The sequence below is a fragment of the Saccharopolyspora shandongensis genome (assembly GCF_900106995.1).
Classification (GTDB): domain Bacteria; phylum Actinomycetota; class Actinomycetes; order Mycobacteriales; family Pseudonocardiaceae; genus Saccharopolyspora; species Saccharopolyspora shandongensis.
The window spans coordinates 20,044-37,957 of sequence record NZ_FNOK01000037.1 but is presented as its reverse complement, the minus strand read 5'-3'; the positions used below and the strand labels follow the sequence as shown (position 1 = coordinate 37,957).

At 66.4% G+C, this 17,914-nt stretch carries 18 protein-coding genes and 1 pseudogene; 13 read left to right on the top strand and 6 right to left on the bottom strand.

Annotated elements, in window-relative coordinates; genetic code table 11:
- Positions 1–163: 163 nt before the first annotated feature.
- From BLW84_RS30430 to BLW84_RS30400, 7 genes and pseudogenes are all read left to right on the top strand, one after another.
- The gene (locus BLW84_RS30430; RefSeq protein WP_093272245.1) at positions 164–1,000 is read left to right on the top strand and encodes an NAD(P)H-binding protein; all 837 of its coding nucleotides are present in this window, start codon (positions 164–166) and stop codon (positions 998–1,000) included.
- Entirely contained in the window at positions 997–1,755 is a 759-nt protein-coding gene (locus tag BLW84_RS30425; protein WP_281247467.1) for an NAD(P)H-dependent oxidoreductase, read from the top strand. Before BLW84_RS30430 ends, BLW84_RS30425 begins: the two co-directional genes overlap by 4 nt.
- A 308-nt stretch (positions 1,756–2,063) precedes the next feature.
- Positions 2,064–2,462, top strand: coding sequence for a hypothetical protein (locus BLW84_RS49360; protein ID WP_245761493.1), 399 nt, complete (start codon positions 2,064–2,066; stop codon positions 2,460–2,462).
- Entirely contained in the window at positions 2,459–2,725 is a 267-nt protein-coding gene (locus BLW84_RS30415) for a hypothetical protein (protein ID WP_093272240.1), read from the top strand. Before BLW84_RS49360 ends, BLW84_RS30415 begins: the two co-directional genes overlap by 4 nt.
- Before the next feature lie 76 nt (positions 2,726–2,801).
- Entirely contained in the window at positions 2,802–4,604 is a 1,803-nt protein-coding gene (locus BLW84_RS30410; RefSeq protein WP_218157533.1) for a bifunctional metallophosphatase/5'-nucleotidase, read from the top strand.
- Between the two features lie 436 nt (positions 4,605–5,040).
- Positions 5,041–5,280, top strand: a pseudogene (locus tag BLW84_RS30405) (flavodoxin family protein); the annotation flags it as partial.
- A 26-nt stretch (positions 5,281–5,306) separates the two neighbouring features.
- Positions 5,307–5,987: an RraA family protein gene (locus BLW84_RS30400; protein ID WP_245761492.1), complete on the top strand. Its 681-nt coding sequence runs from the start codon at positions 5,307–5,309 to the stop codon at positions 5,985–5,987.
- 403 nt (positions 5,988–6,390) lie between these two features.
- On the opposite strand, the gene BLW84_RS30395 is transcribed toward BLW84_RS30400, so the two are convergent.
- On the bottom strand, positions 6,391–6,816 hold the full coding sequence (locus BLW84_RS30395; RefSeq protein ID WP_093272238.1) for a cupin domain-containing protein: 426 nt from the start codon (positions 6,814–6,816) through the stop codon (positions 6,391–6,393).
- 87 nt (positions 6,817–6,903) lie between these two features.
- Positions 6,904–7,653 (bottom strand): SDR family oxidoreductase, encoded by a 750-nt coding sequence (locus tag BLW84_RS30390; protein WP_093272235.1) that lies wholly within the window; start codon positions 7,651–7,653, stop codon positions 6,904–6,906.
- Between the two features lie 320 nt (positions 7,654–7,973).
- On the opposite strand from BLW84_RS30390, the gene BLW84_RS30385 reads away from it, so the two are divergent.
- The 5 genes from BLW84_RS30385 (at position 7,974) to BLW84_RS30365 (ending at position 11,887) form a co-directional block, all read left to right on the top strand.
- On the top strand, positions 7,974–8,573 hold the full coding sequence (locus BLW84_RS30385; RefSeq protein WP_093272233.1) for a molybdopterin-dependent oxidoreductase: 600 nt from the start codon (positions 7,974–7,976) through the stop codon (positions 8,571–8,573).
- Positions 8,543–9,307 (top strand): ferredoxin reductase, encoded by a 765-nt coding sequence (locus tag BLW84_RS30380; protein WP_093272230.1) that lies wholly within the window; start codon positions 8,543–8,545, stop codon positions 9,305–9,307. Before BLW84_RS30385 ends, BLW84_RS30380 begins: the two co-directional genes overlap by 31 nt.
- A 1-nt stretch (position 9,308) precedes the next feature.
- A complete protein-coding gene (locus BLW84_RS30375; RefSeq protein ID WP_093272227.1) occupies positions 9,309–9,593 on the top strand; it encodes a DUF6510 family protein in 285 nt (94 codons plus the stop codon).
- 475 nt (positions 9,594–10,068) lie between these two features.
- Entirely contained in the window at positions 10,069–10,893 is an 825-nt protein-coding gene (locus BLW84_RS30370) for an alpha/beta fold hydrolase (RefSeq protein ID WP_093272222.1), read from the top strand.
- 334 nt (positions 10,894–11,227) lie between these two features.
- Positions 11,228–11,887: an NADPH-dependent FMN reductase gene (locus tag BLW84_RS30365; RefSeq protein WP_093272219.1), complete on the top strand. Its 660-nt coding sequence runs from the start codon at positions 11,228–11,230 to the stop codon at positions 11,885–11,887.
- A gap of 143 nt (positions 11,888–12,030) precedes the next feature.
- Here the strand turns inward: BLW84_RS30365 and BLW84_RS30360 are convergent, their stop codons facing one another.
- The 4 genes from BLW84_RS30360 to BLW84_RS30345 form a co-directional block, all read right to left on the bottom strand.
- Positions 12,031–12,765 carry an acyl-CoA dehydrogenase family protein gene (locus tag BLW84_RS30360; protein ID WP_218157532.1) on the bottom strand — a complete coding sequence of 245 codons (735 nt, stop codon included), beginning with the start codon at positions 12,763–12,765 and terminating at the stop codon, positions 12,031–12,033.
- 406 nt (positions 12,766–13,171) lie between these two features.
- Complete coding sequence (locus tag BLW84_RS30355; RefSeq protein ID WP_245761491.1) at positions 13,172–14,830, bottom strand: Na+/H+ antiporter; 1,659 nt, start codon at positions 14,828–14,830, stop codon at positions 13,172–13,174.
- A gap of 300 nt (positions 14,831–15,130) precedes the next feature.
- Positions 15,131–16,123 (bottom strand): AI-2E family transporter, encoded by a 993-nt coding sequence (locus tag BLW84_RS30350; RefSeq protein WP_177226769.1) that lies wholly within the window; start codon positions 16,121–16,123, stop codon positions 15,131–15,133.
- Positions 16,124–16,433: 310 nt separating this feature from the next.
- Entirely contained in the window at positions 16,434–16,898 is a 465-nt protein-coding gene (locus BLW84_RS30345) for a dioxygenase (protein ID WP_177226768.1), read from the bottom strand.
- Positions 16,899–17,029: 131 nt separating this feature from the next.
- Here BLW84_RS30345 and BLW84_RS30340 point away from each other — a divergent pair, with 131 nt between their 5' ends.
- Positions 17,030–17,914: a LysR family transcriptional regulator gene (locus BLW84_RS30340; RefSeq protein ID WP_093272206.1), complete on the top strand. Its 885-nt coding sequence runs from the start codon at positions 17,030–17,032 to the stop codon at positions 17,912–17,914.

The window sequence follows — 17,914 nt, the reverse complement described above, 5'->3', positions numbered from 1 at the left end:
CCAGGGCGCGGAATGGGTCGAGCTGCCGAACAGTGACCCCTGAGCTCGTACGCCACGGAACAGATCACCGAAGGCGTCCACGCACGCGCGGTTAGACGAATACACAGGCGATCCAGCTTCTCGCCCATGGATTCGTCCGAGATGGCTCGGTTGAATCGCTGCCATGAGCAACGACACCACTCTCGTTCTCGGCGCCACCGGTAAGACCGGCCGGCGGGTCGCCGCCCGGTTGCGGCTGCGCGGCACGCCGGTGCGCGCTGCCTCCCGGTCCAGCCAGACCCCGTTCGACTGGTCCGACCCCGCCGGGTGGGATCCGGCACTGCGGGGCATCGCCACCGCCTACATCGTGCCGCCGGCCGTGCCCGGCCCAGTGCACGACTTCGTGACACAGGCCGAGGCCGCCGGCGTGCAACACCTGGTCTTGCTCTCCGGGCACGGCGCCGACACCTGGGGCGACTCCACGTTCGGACTGGACATGCGCTCGGCCGAAGACGCCGTGCGCGGCTCGGCGCTGGAGTGGACCGTGCTGCGGCCGTCGAACTTCGACCAGAACTTCGACGAGGACCTCTTCCACGCCCCGCTGGTCGCCGGGGAGCTGGCGCTCCCGGCCGGCGTGGTTCCCGAGCCGTTCATCGACCTGGAGGACGTCGCCGACGTCGCGGCCGCGGTGCTGACCGAGCCCGGCCGGCACGCCGGACGGGTCTACGAGCTCACCGGACCCCGCGCGCTGACCTTCGCCGAGGCCGTCGAGCTGATCTCCCGAGCGTCCGGGCAGCCCATCACCTACAAGCAGATCACCCCGGCCGAGTACACCGCGACGCTGGTCGACCAGGGCCTGAACGAGGACGACGCCCACCACGTCACCGAGATGTTCGTCATGATGGAACGCGGGGTGATCGCCGGTACGACCGATGGTGTCGCCACAGTGCTGGGCCGCGCGCCCCGCACCTTCGAGGACTACGTCGTGAGGGCCGCAGCGGCCGGAGCCTGGCAGCGATGACCGCCCGGCAGCTCCCGCACGCACGACGCCGCTCGAAGGGCGGCCGGCGCGTCCTCTCGAGCTGCGGTCGCCGGGTCCGCCGACGCCCAGCGTGCGATCGAGGAGCCGCCTCCGGAAAAGCTCTATCGATACACACATTCCTGCTGAGGCGACGTCAAGTGCATAGTCTGGTAGTTGTTGCCCATCCCGACGTCGCGTCGTTGACGCATGGACTCGCCCGTGAGGTGACCGCGGCTCTCTCGGACGACGGAAGGTCCGCCGAGCTGGTCGACCTCACGGCCGAAGCATTCGACCCTCGCTTCACCGCAGCCGACCTGCTGCACTACCGCGACGAGGGGCCCACGCCGCTGGATGTCGTGGGCGAGCAGGCACGATTGGACCGCGCCCAGCAGTTGGTGCTCGTCTTCCCGGTGTACTGGTGGTCTATGCCGGCTCTGCTCAAGGGATGGATCGACCGGGTATTCATCAACGGCTGGGCCTTCGAGTACGCCCCGGCCGGACGCTTACTCCCCAAGCTGGATCAGCTGAGCGTGCACCTGCTGGCAGTGGCAGGTGGTGATGTGGACGGCTACGAACGCCACGGCTACAGCAACGCACTCCGGACTCAGATCGAGCACGGCATTTTCGGGTTCTGCGGCGCTAGCATCGCCTCGACCCGCATCGTGTACGACTCCGAAACCGCCCCGGTCGAGGCGCTCGCAGCGGAGGTGGACTTCACCGTGAAGCAGATCTCGACGCTGCCGGCAGCGCTCTGATCAAGGGGACCGATAAGACGCCCGGCGGGTATCAGCCAAGTTTGATCAATCGCTTCATGCTGCGCCGGAACGCCCGCACGACGACAAGTGGTCGTGGGGTGTGTGGTTCGCCGATGAACTGGCCGTCGGCTTCAATCTAGGCGTGGGCGGCGAAGGGTTGGTTCGCACATCAGTGCGCCGGGTGGGCCGGGTTGCCCTTGCCGATAACCTCATCCGCCCTGGTGCGAGGCGGTGTCCGGGCAGGTCAGCCGTAGTCGCTCGAACGGACGCTTTCGCTGCTGTCAAGCGCCACGGCATGGTGATCGACTGTGCTGCTGCGACTGGCCTACCTCGGTATGACGAACGCGTTCGCCGTGCTGTGCCTGCTGCCGATGAACGACCGAGACAAGAACATCGAGATCCTCGCCTTGCGCCATCAGATCACAGTGCTAGAGCGTCAGCTCGGTCAAGAGAGGGCGCGGTTCGCCCCAGCTGATCGAGCGTTTCTGGCGGCGCTACTGCACCGGCTGCCACGGAACGTGCTGCGCTGGCACCGCAGCCTCGTCGCACGCCGCCACGCTGCCCTTTCCCAACCAAAGCGCCCTAACCGTCCACGCACCGTCCGCTCCGGCCGGGCTTTCCACATCGAACTGGCCCGCCGCACCGGCACTCACAACAGCAGCGCTATGCACCGTCCAGGCAGCTGCGGGCGGGGTGAGGCTCAATGAACGGGGACCTCCGCGGCCGACAACGCTCCGCCGACGCCTTCGCCCGGCAACGCGACGCGGAGCGGGCACGGCGACGTGCAGAAGCTCAGATCGCCGACGGCAAGTTCGTCAACCTCGCGACCGGACGTCAGCGCTTCGCCCGCTACGTGACCGAGGTCTGGCTGCCCAACCACGTCATGGAGGGTCGCACGCAACCAGCCCCGTCATTCCCTGACGATCCGGCGCCGCCCGATCGTTCGGCCACTGCGAATGCCTCGACGTGAAGCATTCCGTTCACCACCAGGACACCACTGGAAGTTGTGATGAGCACGTCTATCCATCTCCGGAAGAGGCATCGCCTTGAGAAACATCCTTCGCCGGTTCAGCGCCATCGCCGCCGGCGCCACCCTGCTCGCCGGCGCAGTCTCCGCCGCACCGGCGACCGCCGCAGCCCCTGTTGACGCCACAGCCCCTGTTGACGTGCAGCTGCTCAGCATCTCGGACTTCCACGGGTACCTACAGCCACCCACCCCCGGGCAGGGCGGCCAGATACCGGGGCCCAACGGCACCCCGGTCACCGTCGGAGGGGCAGCGTATCTGGCCTCGCACCTCAAGGAGTTGCGATCCGGGCACCGCAATTCGGTCTTCTTCTCCGCTGGCGACAACTTCTCCGGTTGGCCCTTCGAAGTGGACGCTTTCCAGGACGAGCCGACCATCGAAGTCCTCAACGAGATGGGCCTGCGCTTCTCGGCCATGGGCAACCACGAGCTGGACGTCTCGCCGGACTTCCTCGTCGACCACATGGAGAAGGGCCGTTGCTTCGGCACGGTCAACGAGGACAGCTGCTTCACCGACTCGACGGGCCGCAGGTTCCAGGGCGCGGACTTCGACTTCCAGTCCGGAAACATCGTCTCCAAGCTGACCGGCCGCCCGGTCGTGGACCCGTACCGTATCGAGTGGTTCGACGCTCCCGGCGGCAAGCGCGTCCCGGTCGGCTTCATCACCACCACGGTGCCCGACACCCCCACCGGCTCCACCTCCTATCAGCCGGGACTGCGGGCTCTCGACCAGCTGGAGACGGCCAACCGGTACGCCGAGGAACTCAAGCGCCGCGGGGTCGAGGCGATCGTCCTCAACGTCCACGACGGTGGCTCCCCGAAGACCGCCGCGACCTCGAGCTACAACGAGTGCGACTCCGCCTGGGGGCCGGTGATCGACCTGGCGAAGCAGGTCACGCCCGAGATCGACGCCGTGGTCAGCGGCCACTGGCACTCGCGCTTCAACTGCATGCTGCCCGACCCGGAAGGCAACCCGCGCCCGGTCGTCGAGGCGGGCAACCACGGTGCGCTCATCAACGAGATCAGGCTGTCGCTCGATCCGAGCACCGGTGAGGTCATCCGGGACCGGACCAGCTCGGTCAACCACGCGGTAACCCGGGATGTCGCGCCGGATCCGGCGGTCAAGAAGATCGTCGACTACTGGGCCGGCCGCGGCGCCGAGCGCTTCGCCGAGCCGGTGGCCACCCAGACCGGCTCCTTCACCCGCACGCCGAACACCGCCGGCGAGAGCACCGCCGCCGACCTGTTCGCCGACGTCCACTACTGGGACGCCAATCGCACCCGGGACGGCAAAGCCGACCTGGCGCTTATCTCCGCCAAGCCCGCCAAGGGCAGCACCGCCGTCCGCGGCGACCTGCCGTTCGCGAAGGGCAGCCACCCCGGCGACGCTGACGGCCGGATCCTGTTCGGCGAGTCCTGGAACGCCTACGGCTACGGCAACCCAGTGCTCACCGTCGGGGTCACCGGACGTCAACTAGACGTCATTCTCGAGCAGCAGTGGCAGAAGCAGGCGGACGGCAGCGTGAAGTCTGCGCCGCTCGCGGTCTCCCACAATGTCTCGTACAGCTACGATCCGGCGCGGGCGGTCGGCGACCGGGTCGAGCCGAGCGAGGTGCTGATCGACGGGAAGCCACTGGATCCGGAACGCACCTACCGGGTGGCCGCGCTGGCGTACACGGTGATCGGCGCGGACGGATACAGCGCCTTCGAGGGCTACACCGACCCGGTACGCAACGGTCCTGACCACGAGGTCTTCCTGGACTACCTCAGGGAGCACAAGGTGATCTCCCCGGCACCGCTCGACCGGGTGCGCATCAAGGGCTGACCCCTATGCGGCTGCGCCCACGCCTGGCCGGCGTGGGCGCAGCCGCATACCGGCGCCACCGCTATGTCGTCACCACGCCGGGCTCCCCCAGCTGCAGGCGGCTGGGGGTCTCGTTCCGAAGCTGGTCCGCATCGAACGCAGTTGCTGGCCTTTGATCCCGCGAGCCTGCAGGTATTCGTCCACAGTGAGCAGCCGGTCTTCTTTTTCCACGGGCCAGCGGCGCGTCCCTGAAGCACTGCGGATCACCGCCAGCCACTCACAGGGGCGCAAGGCAGCCGAGAGTGCCGGACTCGGGGCCACAGCGACCAGCCCCGCCAGATCCCACCGACGCAACTTCGACTTTCCCACCGCAACTCCTCACACCCGAGATGTTGCGACGACCAGTTCCTTGAACAGAGGCTGCCGTCGCCGATGGGTGCACGGAAGGTTTGCGATGCCTGAAGCCGGCGCGGGGTGGATCGGCGAGGTCGGTCCCGGACCGAGCTACCTCGACGAAGGCACGGGTGGCCCGGACAACGACTTCACCAACTCCAGCGCCACCTTCATGACCTACGACCTCATGCACATCGCCGCCATGCTCCGGCAAGCTGGAGGCGTGGCCGCACGCCCACAGCAACCAGCGTTCCGCGTGGGCTACGGGCTGTCACTTCGGTTCGACCACCCGGACTACCGCTGACGGATACGCCCAAAGGAGAGCCCACGATGACTGGACAGGACACGGACCTGGCAACGATGGTCACCGGGCTCGATTGCGCTGCCATCGTGGATGCCATGGGACGAGCCCACCACCACCGCGCGCACGTGCTGAGCCTGGTCAGCCCCACTCCGCAGCGCTCGATGTTCGGCCCCGCCGTGACCATCGCTTACCTGCCTTACCGCGACGACTTCACCGATACCAAGACCGCAGGATTCGCCGGCTGGTTCTACCGAGCGGTAGGAAATACCCCCGAAGGGGCAGTCCTGGTGCTCTCCAGCGGTGGCTACCCGGACGTCTCGCATGGCGGTGGCACGAAAATGTCCCGCCTGCACAACCACGAGCTCGCCGGGCTGCTCTGCGATGGCCGGCTCCGCGACTTCGACGAACTGGCCCGGTACCGCTTCGCCACCTGGTGCAGGGGCGAGGCCACCCGAGCGGGCGGCGACACCGTGATGCCGTGTGCGGCCAACATCCCCGTCGAAGTCGGCGGCGTGTGCGTCACACCGGGCGACTACATCTACGCAGACCGCGCCGGCGCCGTCGTCATCCCGGCGCACAGCGTGCGGGACGTGCTGACCGAAGCGCAACACATCCAAGCCGAGGACGAGGACTTCCTGGCTCAGATCCGCAACGAGGACCCTTCAGCACTACGGGCAGGAAGGCGCTTCGGACGGCAAGAGCTGTAGTGATCTCGCCTGCCCGGCGTTCCGCCCATTCCGGGCTGTCAAAATGTCCAAGCCACAGGGCGCGCTCGTCACCGTGCAGTCGCACAGCAAGTTGCTCGGGGTGCGCGGCGTCGCCGAGACGTGCGGTAACAGCCGCCAGCACTGTGTTGCCGAACCGGTTGCCCGTACGACTTCTACGCGATGGTCTGCTACTGCCAGGTCGGCGACGTTTCGCTCGCGAGCTCTCTGACGAGGTGATCCGGGTCAGCACGGACTTCGACAACCACGAGCGGTGGCCGATGCGGATAGCGGAAGCGCCGATTGCGCTTGGCGTCGTACCCCTCGGGAAGGCGACCTGGGCGAAGCGGTGACCCACAGTCGGCGGGCGATCTCCGGAATCGCAAGTCTGTGCTGTCGCCATGTCTCAACCAGGTCGCTCATCAGGTGGCCGCCTTGTCCAACGGCGCCGCTCGAGCTCGTCGTCGTCGACGAAGACCAGCATCGGCCGACCGGGAGCCATCATCATCGTCACGAGGAAACGCAGAGGGATGTCGGTGCGGTTGTTGGCGTCCTGAAAGTGGATTACATCTCCGCCGGGTTCCCAGAATGCCTCGCCGGCCTTGATCAACCGTGGCGGCTCACCCTCCAGTTCGAAGACCATTTCGCCCTCCAGCACGTAGCCGAAACAGGGCCCGCCGGGGTGGCGGTGCGGCGGGATCCCGGGATCGCCGGGTGGCCACTCGATCACCAGGGTCATCACTTCCCCGTCCGCCGGCCGAAAGGACGGGGTGACGTTCTGCAGCACGGTCATCGCGTTCTGCACCTTGTCGTTGGCGTCCTGCTTCGACATCGCGTCTCCTTGGTTTGTCAGACCGTTGCACTGCCGCCGTCGGTGTGCCGTGTCGATCCGGTGATGAAGCTCGACCGGGGCGGCCGGCTATCGCGCGCCAGCCGCCAGCCACTGGTCGAACGTCGTCGGGGCGATGCGGGCGTTCTCGCCGGGCAGCAGTACATTGCCAGCCATCGACTCATCCAGGGGGCCCGACCACGTGGGAACCAGCTTCACCTTGCGGCCGAGAATGTCGTTGGTGCGGCGGGCCATGTCGACGAGGTCTTGCGGCTCAGGGCCGGCGACGTCCACGTAGCGGCCCTGCGGCTCCCCGATGGCGACCTCGGCCAAGACATGAGCTATGTCGTCGGGTGCGATCGGCTGAACGAGTAGCGGGGCGATGATAGCGACGCCGTCGCGCTCGGTCCAGCTAGTAGCCAACGCCGCAAAGTCGTGAAATTGCGTGGCTGGCACAATCGTCCACGGCACGTGGCCCTCCTCGATCAGGCGCTCTTGCTCGCGCTTTCCCGAGTAGTGGGCAGTACCGCCTTCGATCCGGTGGATTCCGACGATCGACAGCAATACGTGGTGACGCACGCCCGCGCGCTCCTCGGCGGCGAGAAGATTTCTCGTGGTAGTGCTGAAATAGTCGCGAGTCTCGGCGGCGCTGATCGGCGGCGAGCTGATGGCATCGACCACCGCGTCAACCCCTTCGAGCGCCGCGTCCAAACCCTGGCCCGTAATCAGGTCAACGCCGAGAGAGCGGCTGATGCGAACCACCGCGTGCCCCTCGCGCTCAAGGAACGAGACGGTGCGGGCGCCGATATTGCCGGTCGCACCAGCCACAGCGATTCGCATGGTGAACCTCCGGTGAGGGCGTGACCACCTCCAGGAGGATGCTGCGCCGCGCTGCCCAGTCCCGCAAGCTGCCGTCTATCCGGTTGGCATGACCCTCGACGTGGACAACCGTTCGTACTACGCCCTTCTCCGCGGCCTAGCCCGACGACTGACCGTCTTGGGTCTTTCGGCTCTTTCGTGCTTTGACCGTGGCCAGCATGTTGGCGGGTGCCGATGCTGATGGGCTCTCGACATGTTGAGCGGCTGTCGACTGCGTTCCGCTCGTTGTGCCTGATCAACGGATGGCGCTGATTCGTCAGCTGTGCTGGGGAGGGACTGCGATGGGTATCGTGTCGCCTGGTTTTCAGGGGCGGCCGCGTCCGACCGGGCCACACTTGCCGCCAGGCCAGTACCTGATCGAGGATTTCCCCGTGTTGTCCGCGGGCCCGACGCCGCAGGTTCCGCTGGGTGAGTGGGAGTTCGTGATCACGACGGAGACCGGGCAGGTCCATCGCTGGTCGTGGCCGCAGTTTCAGGAACTGCCCGGGGAGACGCGGAAAGTGGACATCCACTGCGTCACCAAGTGGTCGAAGCTGGGCACGATGTGGAGGGGCGTGTCGCTGGACACGCTACTGGCCGAGGTGGACACGGCGGCAGAATTCGCGCTGATGGACTCCTACGGTGGGTACACGACGAACCTGCCGTTGGAGGATCTGCTCGATGGCCAGGCGTGGATCGTCTACGAGTACGACGGTGCCGATCTTCCACCCGAGCACGGAGGTCCGGCCAGGTTGCTCGTGCCGCATCTGTACTTCTGGAAATCGGCGAAGTGGGTGCACGGCATGCGACTGCTGCTGGAGGACGAACCCGGATTCTGGGAGACCATCGGCTATCACGATTACGGTGACCCGTGGCGCGAGCAGCGGTATCAGGGCGACTGACCGGCCGACTGAGCTGGCGGGTCGCGCGTCTTGTCGACTACCGCGACGAGACGCCCACGGCACGCACGCTGGTGTTGGACGTAACGGGCTGGCCGGGACATTCGGCCGGGCAGCACGTCGACCTCCGGCTAACCGCCGCTGATGGTTACAGCGCGCAGCGCAGCTATTCACTGGCCGCCCCCGCGGACGGTGATCGGCTGGAACTGACGGTGCAGCGGGTGCCCGATGGCGAGGTGTCTCCGTACCTGACCGAGGTGTACTCGCTAGGAGACCCGGTGGAGGTGCGCGGACCCCTCGGTGGCTGGTTCGTATGGCGCCCGGCAGAGACCGAGCCGGTGCTCCTGATCGCGGGAGGATCGGGCATCGTGCCGTTGATGGCGATGGTGCGGGCGCGTCGGGCGGCCCGCAGTCGTACACCGTTTCGCTTGCTCTACTCGGTCCGCTCGCCTGCGGAGGTGTACTACGCCCGGGAGCTGGCTCAGCCGACGCGTGGGGACGACGGCCTGGACGTGACCTACGTGTACACGCGGTCGACGCCGCAGGGTTGGACCGGGAAGCCCGGAAGGATCGGGATCGCGGACATCAACCGTGGTGGCTGGCCACCGGAGTTCGAACCGAGCTGTTTCGTCTGCGGCCCCACGGGTTTTGTCGAAACGGCCGCCAACATTCTCGTGGCGCTGGGCCACGCACCCGGGCGCATCAAGACCGAGAGGTTCGGGCCGAGTGGAGGATGACATGACACAGCCGAACACCGAGCAGCACGTGGACGGCAACGCCCTGGCCGGGCCTTTGGCGGAGGTCTTCGCAGTCGATGTCACAGCCGCCGTCGAGCGTTGCATGGACTGCGGGCGCACCGGCCCGGTCGCTACGCTCCGCGTCTACCAGCGCGCACCCGGACTGGTCGCCCGATGTCCAGGCTGCGACGGGGTGGTGCTGCGCCTTGTCCGGGGACCGGACAAGACCTGGTTGGATCTGAAAGGCACGATGAGTCTCCAGATCCCGCTGGCAGGTTCCGGTTAGGCCGTACCCTCCCGCTTCTGGTGGTGCAGTTCGCGATATGCCGGGCCAACAGCGACGACGAGGCCCTCGGTCCTGCCAACCGTCGCGGCTACGTCTACTCCCGTGACACGGATGGCTCGCACAGCAACAGCCTGCCACCGCGAGCCCAATGGCGGCCACGAAGGCGACGAAGACGATCAGCGGCACGAGCCGGCCTCCGGTGCTTCCGCCGGACATCGAAAAGAGCAGCGACAGCAGGACCACCGCGGCGAAGTCGGCACTCCACGCCAAGCCCGCCACAGGGCAACACTCAAATCCAACGATCAATCGCACGAGTTGGGCACCACCGCTACTTTTTGGCCACCGCCGCTTCGGGTACAGCCTTGTAGATTGTGCACCGTTCGGGCGCGTGCTTAAGGATGTGCATGCGAAAAGAGGCGCGCGAGCTGGCAGCGCTCCTCCGCGCCATCCCACAAACGTTGAAGGAAGGGATCGTATGGGCACCATCACCACCACCGAAGGCACGGAGATCTACTACAAGGACTGGGGCTCGGGTCAGCCGATCGTGTTCAGTCACGGCTGGCCACTTTCAGCTGACGACTGGGACGCTCAGATGTTGTTCTTCTTGCAACACGGCTACCGGGTCATTGCCCATGACCGGCGCGGCCACGGGCGATCCAGCCAGCCAGGCGACGGCCACGACATGGACCACTACGCCGACGACCTCGCGGCGTTGACAGCACATCTGGATCTGAGGGACGCCATTCATGTGGGTCATTCGACCGGCGGCGGCGAAGTGGTCCACTACCTAGCCCGACACGGAGAAAGCCGAGTGGCCAAGGCCGCGATCATCAGCGCAGTACCGCCGCTGATGGTCAAGACCGAAGCCAATCCGGGCGGCCTTCCCAAAGACGTCTTCGACGGGTTCCAGGCGCAACTCGCGGCGAACCGCTCACAGTTCTATCGCGACCTGCCGGCGGGGCCCTTCTACGGTTTCAACCGGCCGGGCGTGGAATCCTCGGAGGCCATCATCCAGAACTGGTGGCGCCAAAGCATGATGGGCGGCGCGAAAGCGCACTACGACGGCATCGTCGCCTTCTCGCAAACTGATTTCACCGAAGACCTGAAGAAGATCACGGTGCCCGTCCTGGTGATGCACGGCGACGACGACCAGATCGTGCCCTACGCAGACTCCGCACTCTTGTCGACGAAGCTTCTGCAGAACGCGACGTTGAAGACCTACGAAGGCTTCCCGCACGGCATGCCCACCACACAGGCGGAGACGATCAACGCCGATCTACTGGCGTTCCTAAGAGCGTGACCGCGGGGGCTGTTCGCTGAAAGGCGGCTACGACATCACAACAACACCCAGATTAAACTTCATTAAATACTGAAATCATCGTATCTATTTGACCCGACGCTGATCAGCCTGGAAGAGACCACGACAGCGGACACCAGAGGGTCTGTGGAAATGTGCTTGCAGCTCAGCGCCCTGCACCGGTCAGCCGCGAACGCCGCCGGATGCAACCAGGAACGCAACCACCCGCGCTGCCCCGGCGGCTCAGCGCGGTGAACGCCCACGATCGGATTCGCGCGGCAAGTCAGGGCGGAACAGACTGACGACACGACACAGGTCTCGCGGAGGGGGTTACACCGTGACGACGGACGCTCATTTTCCTCCTGTGCAGGTGCTCGTCTTCGGTGCCGCGCTGCGCGCCGGGTCCCTCAACGCCCGGCTCGCCTCCCTTACCGCTCGCCTGATCGCACAGGCCGGCGCCGAGGTTGACATCGGCCGCATGCACGACTTCGACATGCCCCTGTACGACGGGGACGTTGAGGCCGCCGAGGGCCCGCCTCACGGAGCGCTGGCCCTGCGCGACCGCATCCAACGCTGCGATGCCTTTGTCATCTCCTCCCCCGAGTACAACGGCTCCGTTCCCGGGCTACTCAAGAACGCCATCGACTGGGTTTCCCGTATCACGCCGCAGCCGTTCAAGACCAAGCACGCACTGCTCGTCTCGGCCTCCCCCTCGCTGGTGGGCGGCAACCGCGGGCTGTGGGCGCTGAGGGTCCCGCTGGAACACCTCGGAACACGGGTCTACCCAGACATGTTCAGCCTGGCCCGCGCCTACGAGGCATTCACCGAAGACGGGCAGCTGGCTCAACCCGATCTACAGCAACGCCTGGCCGATACCGTCTCGGCCTTCGTCCACTTTGTCGAAGCCGACGTGCGGTACGTCTGCCTGCGGCGCCGCTGGTACGAGTTCCCGGCCGAATATACGGAGGCGCCGGTCACCCATCGGGCCGAAGACTGAACGGACTGCCGTACACCACTGCATGAGTCAGAAATTCCACCGACACCTGGCGGACCGTAGCCGCCCGTCTGCAGCCACCAACGATCTTTCGGAGAAACCCGACGCGGTATCCCGATCTTGTGCTACGCGACCAAGATCAGTCCTCAGCGGGTCCTCCAGCGCTTCGAGCCGTTGAGAATCCACGTGTCACCGTCGCGGCGAGCAGTCGTCTCCAGCCCTCCCGAAACGTCCGAGCCGCTGTGGGGCTCGGTCAGCGCAAAGGCGCCGATCTTCTCAAAACGGATCATCTGCGGCAGCCAGCGCAGCCGCTGTTCCTCGGATCCGAGCTTGCTGACGCTGCCCATCGCCAGCCCGCTGTGTACGCCGAAGAACGTCGCGATCGACGCGTCGGCATGCGCAAGCTCCATCGCGGTGAAGCCCGTCAGCAAATTGCTCGGCGGCCTCTCTGTCGAATGTGGATCCGCCCAGCTCAGCGGGCCGAGCTCGCGGAAGCCGTCGATGATCTTGAGTGGGAACTCCGCGCGCGCCCAGTAGTCATCGACGATCGGAGCGATCTCGGTACGCGCGAACTCACGGATGCGCTCGACCTTGTCACCCTCCTCGTCGGAGAGCAGCTGTTCGCAGGCGTAGAAGTCTCCGGGAAGCAGCCCAGGCTCAAGCCAAGGGCCCGTTGAAGCGGGCAGCGCAGACGCGATCTCTTCGTGGCCAGGTTCACGAAGTTCGCCGAGCGCGCGCACGAGCGCGATCTGCGCGGCGTCGCTTTGGGCAGCGAACTCCTCGGGGGAGCCTCCAAAGTGCTGCGCCTGCTCGCGCAGCACGGCCTCGGTGAGCTTGTCGAGGTGCAGCGCGTCGAGGCACCTCGGCTTTCCTCCAGACACTCTCGACGCCGTCCCGGCACCATGGAGTAACGATCGTGCCCGCTTCGGCGTTAGCCACGAGCAGTAACGCACGCTGCAGCGGGGCATTGCCACCGACGAAGGTCCCGGCACGTGCTTGGCCTGGGGCAGTATCGACTCTGACGTATCACGGTCGGCCAGCCCTGCTCGCCACGCTCCAACTCGATCAATTCCAGTCCACGCTGGAGCTCAACGTGCATTTCCTGCGGCCGGCCCGGCCAGGGAACGATCATCGGCCAGGGCCGCGTCGTTCATTGCGACGGCGACGTGGCCATCTCGAGGGCACGCTCACTTCCTCAAGCAAAACCAGCTGCTAGCCCCACACCATGTCTTGTCTGGTCGGAGCTCGGTGCGGGCGAGGAAGCTGTGTGTCTGGGTGGCGGGCTGCTCAGATTTCCAGTCGTGTTTCTTCGAGATCGAATTCGCGGACGATGCGAGTCATCACCTCATTGGAGATCTCCCCTTCGTTGCGCAAGTTCAAGACAGTCACCCGTTGTACTTCGAGCACCGCGCGGACCATCTGCTGGTAGGCGAGCGACTGGTCCTCGTAACCCTCGTCGCTGATCTTTCCGGTGCGTACGCCGAGTCGGCGCTTGCGGTACTCGTACGCGCGGCGCAACCGGTCGACGCTGTCCTCATGGGTCCACTCCTGCCCGGCCAGTTCGTCGAGGTGGGCGAGTGCGGCGTGCGTTGCCGCCAACCGGGCGCGAAGCTCCTCGCGCTCCTCTGCACCGTCGTCGGAGATTCGGAGCAACCGGATGAGAGCGGGTAAGGACAGCCCCTGCACGACGAGCGTCGCGAAGATGACAGCGAAGGTCAGGAAGATGATCAGGCCTCGTGGACCGAACGGTGCCCCGGCTTCGGTGGTCAGCGGGAGCGCCAGAGCGGCGGCCAGGGAGACGCTGCCGCGCATTCCGCTCCAGGCCAGCACCAGCCGATAGCGCGCTCCCACCCGGCGGGCCCGCTGGCTCTGTCGCCGGTCGATCGCCCGGATTATGTACGGGACGACGAAGAACCAGGCCAGCCGCACCAATATGACCACGCCCGCCGCCGAGAGCGCGTAAGAGACAAGAGCGGTGATGGTGTGACCGGCCAACCCCTCTACCGCACTCGGGAGTTGGAGACCGATGAACACGAACAGCACCGCGTTGATCAGGAAGGTGAGGATGTCCCACACCATCACCCCCTGAAGGCGGGTCGGCGCGGGCAGCACGGGAACGCCGCGGATCCCCACGTACATGCCGGTGGTCACGGCCGCCAGCACGCCCGACGCATCGAGGGCGTTGGCAGGGATGAACGCGGCGTACCCGCTGAGCAGCGAGATCGTCAGGCTCACCTGGGCATCGGTGGTGCGGCGACGGACAGCCATGATGAGCCAGCCGACGACCAGGCCAATCGCGATCCCGCCGACGGCCCCCGCCACGAAAACGAGCCCGGCGCGGCCGAGCGAGAAGCTCTCGCCGACGATCGCCGCCACGGCGACGCGGTAGGCCACCAGCGCGGTGGCATCGTTGAACAGGCCTTCACCCTCGACGGCGCTGACCAGTCGCCGAGGGACGCCAAGGCGCCGCATGACCAGACCGGCAGCGAGCGGATCGGTCGGTGACAGGATCGCGCCAAGCGCGAAGGCCGCCGGCCACGAGAGACCCGGTACGAGGGCGTGGGTCACTGCCGCCACCGCGGCCATGGTCGCCAGCACCAGACCGACAGAACTGAGAGTCAGTCCTCGCAGATTCTCCCGCATATCGCGGAAGTTGGCGGACAGCGCCGCCCAGTACAGCAGCGGCGGCAGGAAAACCACCAGGACGACTTCGGGATCGAGCTCAACGTGCGGTAGCCCGGGCACGAACCCGATCGCCGCACCACCGAGCACCAGAACGATCGGGTACGGGATCGACAACACGCGCGCCAACGCCGCCAACGCCGCTACCGATACCAACAATCCGCCGATGAGGATTTCGGCGCCCACTGCCACGCCCACGCGACGAACATAGCCGAAATCCCACTTCTGGACCCACGGGAAAACACACGCCGCACTGTCGAACACGCGGCCCCACCGCGGTTACGCACGCAACGGACATGACGTGAAACTGTCGAGAATCGGTGCTCTTATTAGAAATTAACCACCCCACACGTGGTTCGTCTTTCTCCGGTGCTGCTTCCGATCGGCGAACCGGGATGCTTCAGGGGGTGTACACGTCGTGGTGAGCGACCGAAAGCTAACCGGAGCAGGCGCGGATTCCGCCGTGTCGTAGCGCCAAACCTCATCCGTTCACGACGGTTCGACGCCCAGCTTGTTCTCACTGTTTGGCAGCAGCGCGTCGTGCAGGCGCGCCAGGACAGACCGTTACGCGTGGTCCAGGCGAGGCAGCACGAACTCGCGCACCAGGAGTCTGATCACAGCGGCTACCGGAATAGCGATCAATGCCCCGATGACTCCGAGCAGAGCCGCACCGAGCAAGACGGCGACGACCGTGATGGCGGCGGGCACTTGCACGGTCCGGCCGATGATCTTCGGCACTAGAAGGTAATCCTCGACGACCCGGTAGACGACGAGAAAGCCCACGGTGGCCAACGCAACCGGCACCGACACGGTCAGGGAAACCAACGAGACGATCACACCAGACGTAATCGGGCCGACCACCGGCACCAAATCGAAGAGCGCGACGAGCACCGCCAGCAACAGCGGAAACGGCACGCCGAAAATCACCAGCCAGATGAAGCTGACCGTCCCGGCGATCAGCGAGGTGATCAGATTGCCGAGCAGGTACCCACCGGTCTGGACGAAGACTTCGTCGCCGATCCGCATGGCGCGGGGCCGCCGCTGTGCCGGCACCAGCCGGTACAGCGTCCGCAGGATACGCGGCATCGAAGCCAGGAAGTACACCACAAGCACCGCGACCACGACCGAACCGGAAACCACATCGAACAACAGCTGTCCTGCCCCGAGCAGTCCTTGCGCCAGCGCCGCGCTCTGTCCGGTGAGCAACTGCTCCACGCGCTGTTGAAGTTCGAACTGGGCATTGAGTCGCCCGAGTGAGGACCGTGGGTCTTGCAGGCTGCTCAGGTATCCCGGCACCTGCACAGCGAACTGGCCTGCTTGATTCAACAGGGGTGGGATCGCCGCCGCGAGAAATCCGGCCACCGCGCCCAGAGCAACGACGAGCACGTTCACCACGGCGGTCCATCTAGGAAGCCCGTGGCGCACCAACCACGACACCGTTGGTTCCAGGCTCATCGCCAGGAAGAAGGCCAGGCCAATGAGGATCAGCACCTGACGCGCAGTGATGATCAGCTGGACGACACCGTAGGTCACCGCCACGCCGGACGCCGCTGCCATGCCTGTGAAGAAGGGCGAGCGCCGGTCAAGGAGACGTCCCGGCCCCGGCGGCTGCTCTCCGCTGCTCGTCGCCGCGTTGGCCGCCTGCTTGTCATCCCCCGACTCGGGTTGGTTCGTTCGTCGACGAGTCATCCCGGCGTCACAACCCCGCCCGTCGCTATCGGCGGCCCGGCAGTGCGGTCGGTCGTCACCGTCTCCTCCCACCGGCCGCCGTCTTCGAGCGAGCACCGTTCGGGACTGCGTTCGCATGTGCGCCCGGATCTGGGGTTCTTTCGCCGGTTCGCAACCCAACGCACACGTCTGAAGGCCGCTAATGCATTTTCACAGATCCCGCGGCTGTCCGCTGCCCGCCGTGCACGCAGGAGCGGGCGGTGTCTGCGAACAAGCCCACCGAGCAACTGACCCGCGATAAACGCAGCCCTGACGTTGGTCGACCGCCAGGTCGGTCTGTACAGCCGTGCCACGCACGGTCGACCTTCGATGTAGAAGGTCCCAGCAGGGTGGAATCGGTGGCCGAGGAACAGTTGCTGTGGTTGACCTGGTCGACGAGCACGTTCGGCCCCAGGATTTCCGACAGCAGCACGAACTCCTGGCGGGTGGGACTCGAGATGTGCCCGACCCGCTCCGGGAAGTCCACCGCAGTGGACCACTCCTCACTGGTGAGTCGGACTTCCCGGTCGAAGTCGTGCAGGTACTGCACCAACCGCACGAAGATCTCGCGCGTGCGCTCGCTGATGGCCCCGTTGAACGTCTGCTGCGCGGCGGCCGTGATCATTCCCTCGGTCAGATCGATCGCTCGTCGCCGTCGGGACCTCGCCCCGGAACTGCCGACCATCGCGCGGGCAAACCATCTCGCCTAACGAACTACCGGGATAGTGACCATCTTTGCATGAGATAATTCCTCGTGTGGAGCTACGCCAATTGGAGTACTTCGTCGCCGTCGCCGAGGAACGCAGCTTCTCCCGCGGTGCCGAACGCGTCCGCGTGGTGCAGTCGGCGGTGTCCACGTCCGTCGCGAAGCTCGAACGCGAGCTCGACATGCAGCTCCTCGACCGCTCCAGGAACCGGATCGCGCTCACCCCCGCCGGTGCCGCGTTCCTCGCCGAGGCCCGCAGCACGCTCGCCGCCGCCCGCCGCGCGAAGAACTCGGTGGCGCGGTACCGGGAACAGCTCAGCGGCAGCGTCGACCTCGGCACCCTGATGTCTTCCGGCCCGCTCGACCTGCCGGCCGCGCTGGGCCGCTTCCACGCCCGGTACCCCCTGGTGTCGGTGCGGCTGCGCCAGAGCGTCGCAGGCACCGCGGGGCATCTCGCCGCCGTCGCGGACGGTTCGCTCGACCTCGCCCTGGTCTCGGCCAGCAGAGCGCCGGCGAACGTCGCACTGCAACCGATCGCGCACGAACCCATGGTCCTGCTCTGCCGCCCGGACCACCGCCTCGCCGGCCGCCGCCAGATCCACCTGGCCGACCTCGCCGAAGAAACCGTGGTGCGGTTCGCCGCGGGCTGGGGCATCCGCCGCCAAACCGACGAGGCCCTCGCCGCCGCCGGAATCGACCCGGACACCCCCTACGAAGTGTCCGACTACGACACCGCCGTCGGCCTCGTCCGCAACGAGCTCGGCGTCACGCTCATGCCCGCCACACCGGCCAGCCGCTACGCAGACCTCCACCCCATCCCAGTCGCCCCGGCCATCACCTGGACCCTCGCGCTCGCCACCTCGGCCCGATCCCCGGTCTCCCCGGCCGCGGTGGCGATGGCCGACGCACTCCTCGCGGAGTGCCGACCGTCCTGA

Bases quoted from the DNA above. Each gene is read 5' to 3' on its own strand.
- BLW84_RS30430 (WP_093272245.1), top strand. From the start codon at position 164: ATGAGCAACGACACCACTCTCGTTCTCGGCGCCACCGGTAAGACCGGC.
- BLW84_RS30425 (WP_281247467.1), top strand. From the start codon at position 997: ATGACCGCCCGGCAGCTCCCGCACGCACGACGCCGCTCGAAGGGCGGC.
- BLW84_RS30415 (WP_093272240.1), top strand. From the start codon at position 2,459: ATGAACGGGGACCTCCGCGGCCGACAACGCTCCGCCGACGCCTTCGCC.
- BLW84_RS30400 (WP_245761492.1), top strand. From the start codon at position 5,307: ATGACTGGACAGGACACGGACCTGGCAACGATGGTCACCGGGCTCGAT.
- BLW84_RS30395 (WP_093272238.1), bottom strand. From the start codon at position 6,816: ATGTCGAAGCAGGACGCCAACGACAAGGTGCAGAACGCGATGACCGTG.
- BLW84_RS30390 (WP_093272235.1), bottom strand. From the start codon at position 7,653: ATGCGAATCGCTGTGGCTGGTGCGACCGGCAATATCGGCGCCCGCACC.
- BLW84_RS30385 (WP_093272233.1), top strand. From the start codon at position 7,974: ATGGGTATCGTGTCGCCTGGTTTTCAGGGGCGGCCGCGTCCGACCGGG.
- BLW84_RS30375 (WP_093272227.1), top strand. From the start codon at position 9,309: ATGACACAGCCGAACACCGAGCAGCACGTGGACGGCAACGCCCTGGCC.
- BLW84_RS30370 (WP_093272222.1), top strand. From the start codon at position 10,069: ATGGGCACCATCACCACCACCGAAGGCACGGAGATCTACTACAAGGAC.
- BLW84_RS30350 (WP_177226769.1), bottom strand. From the start codon at position 16,123: ATGGCAGCGGCGTCCGGCGTGGCGGTGACCTACGGTGTCGTCCAGCTG.
- BLW84_RS30345 (WP_177226768.1), bottom strand. From the start codon at position 16,898: ATGATCACGGCCGCCGCGCAGCAGACGTTCAACGGGGCCATCAGCGAG.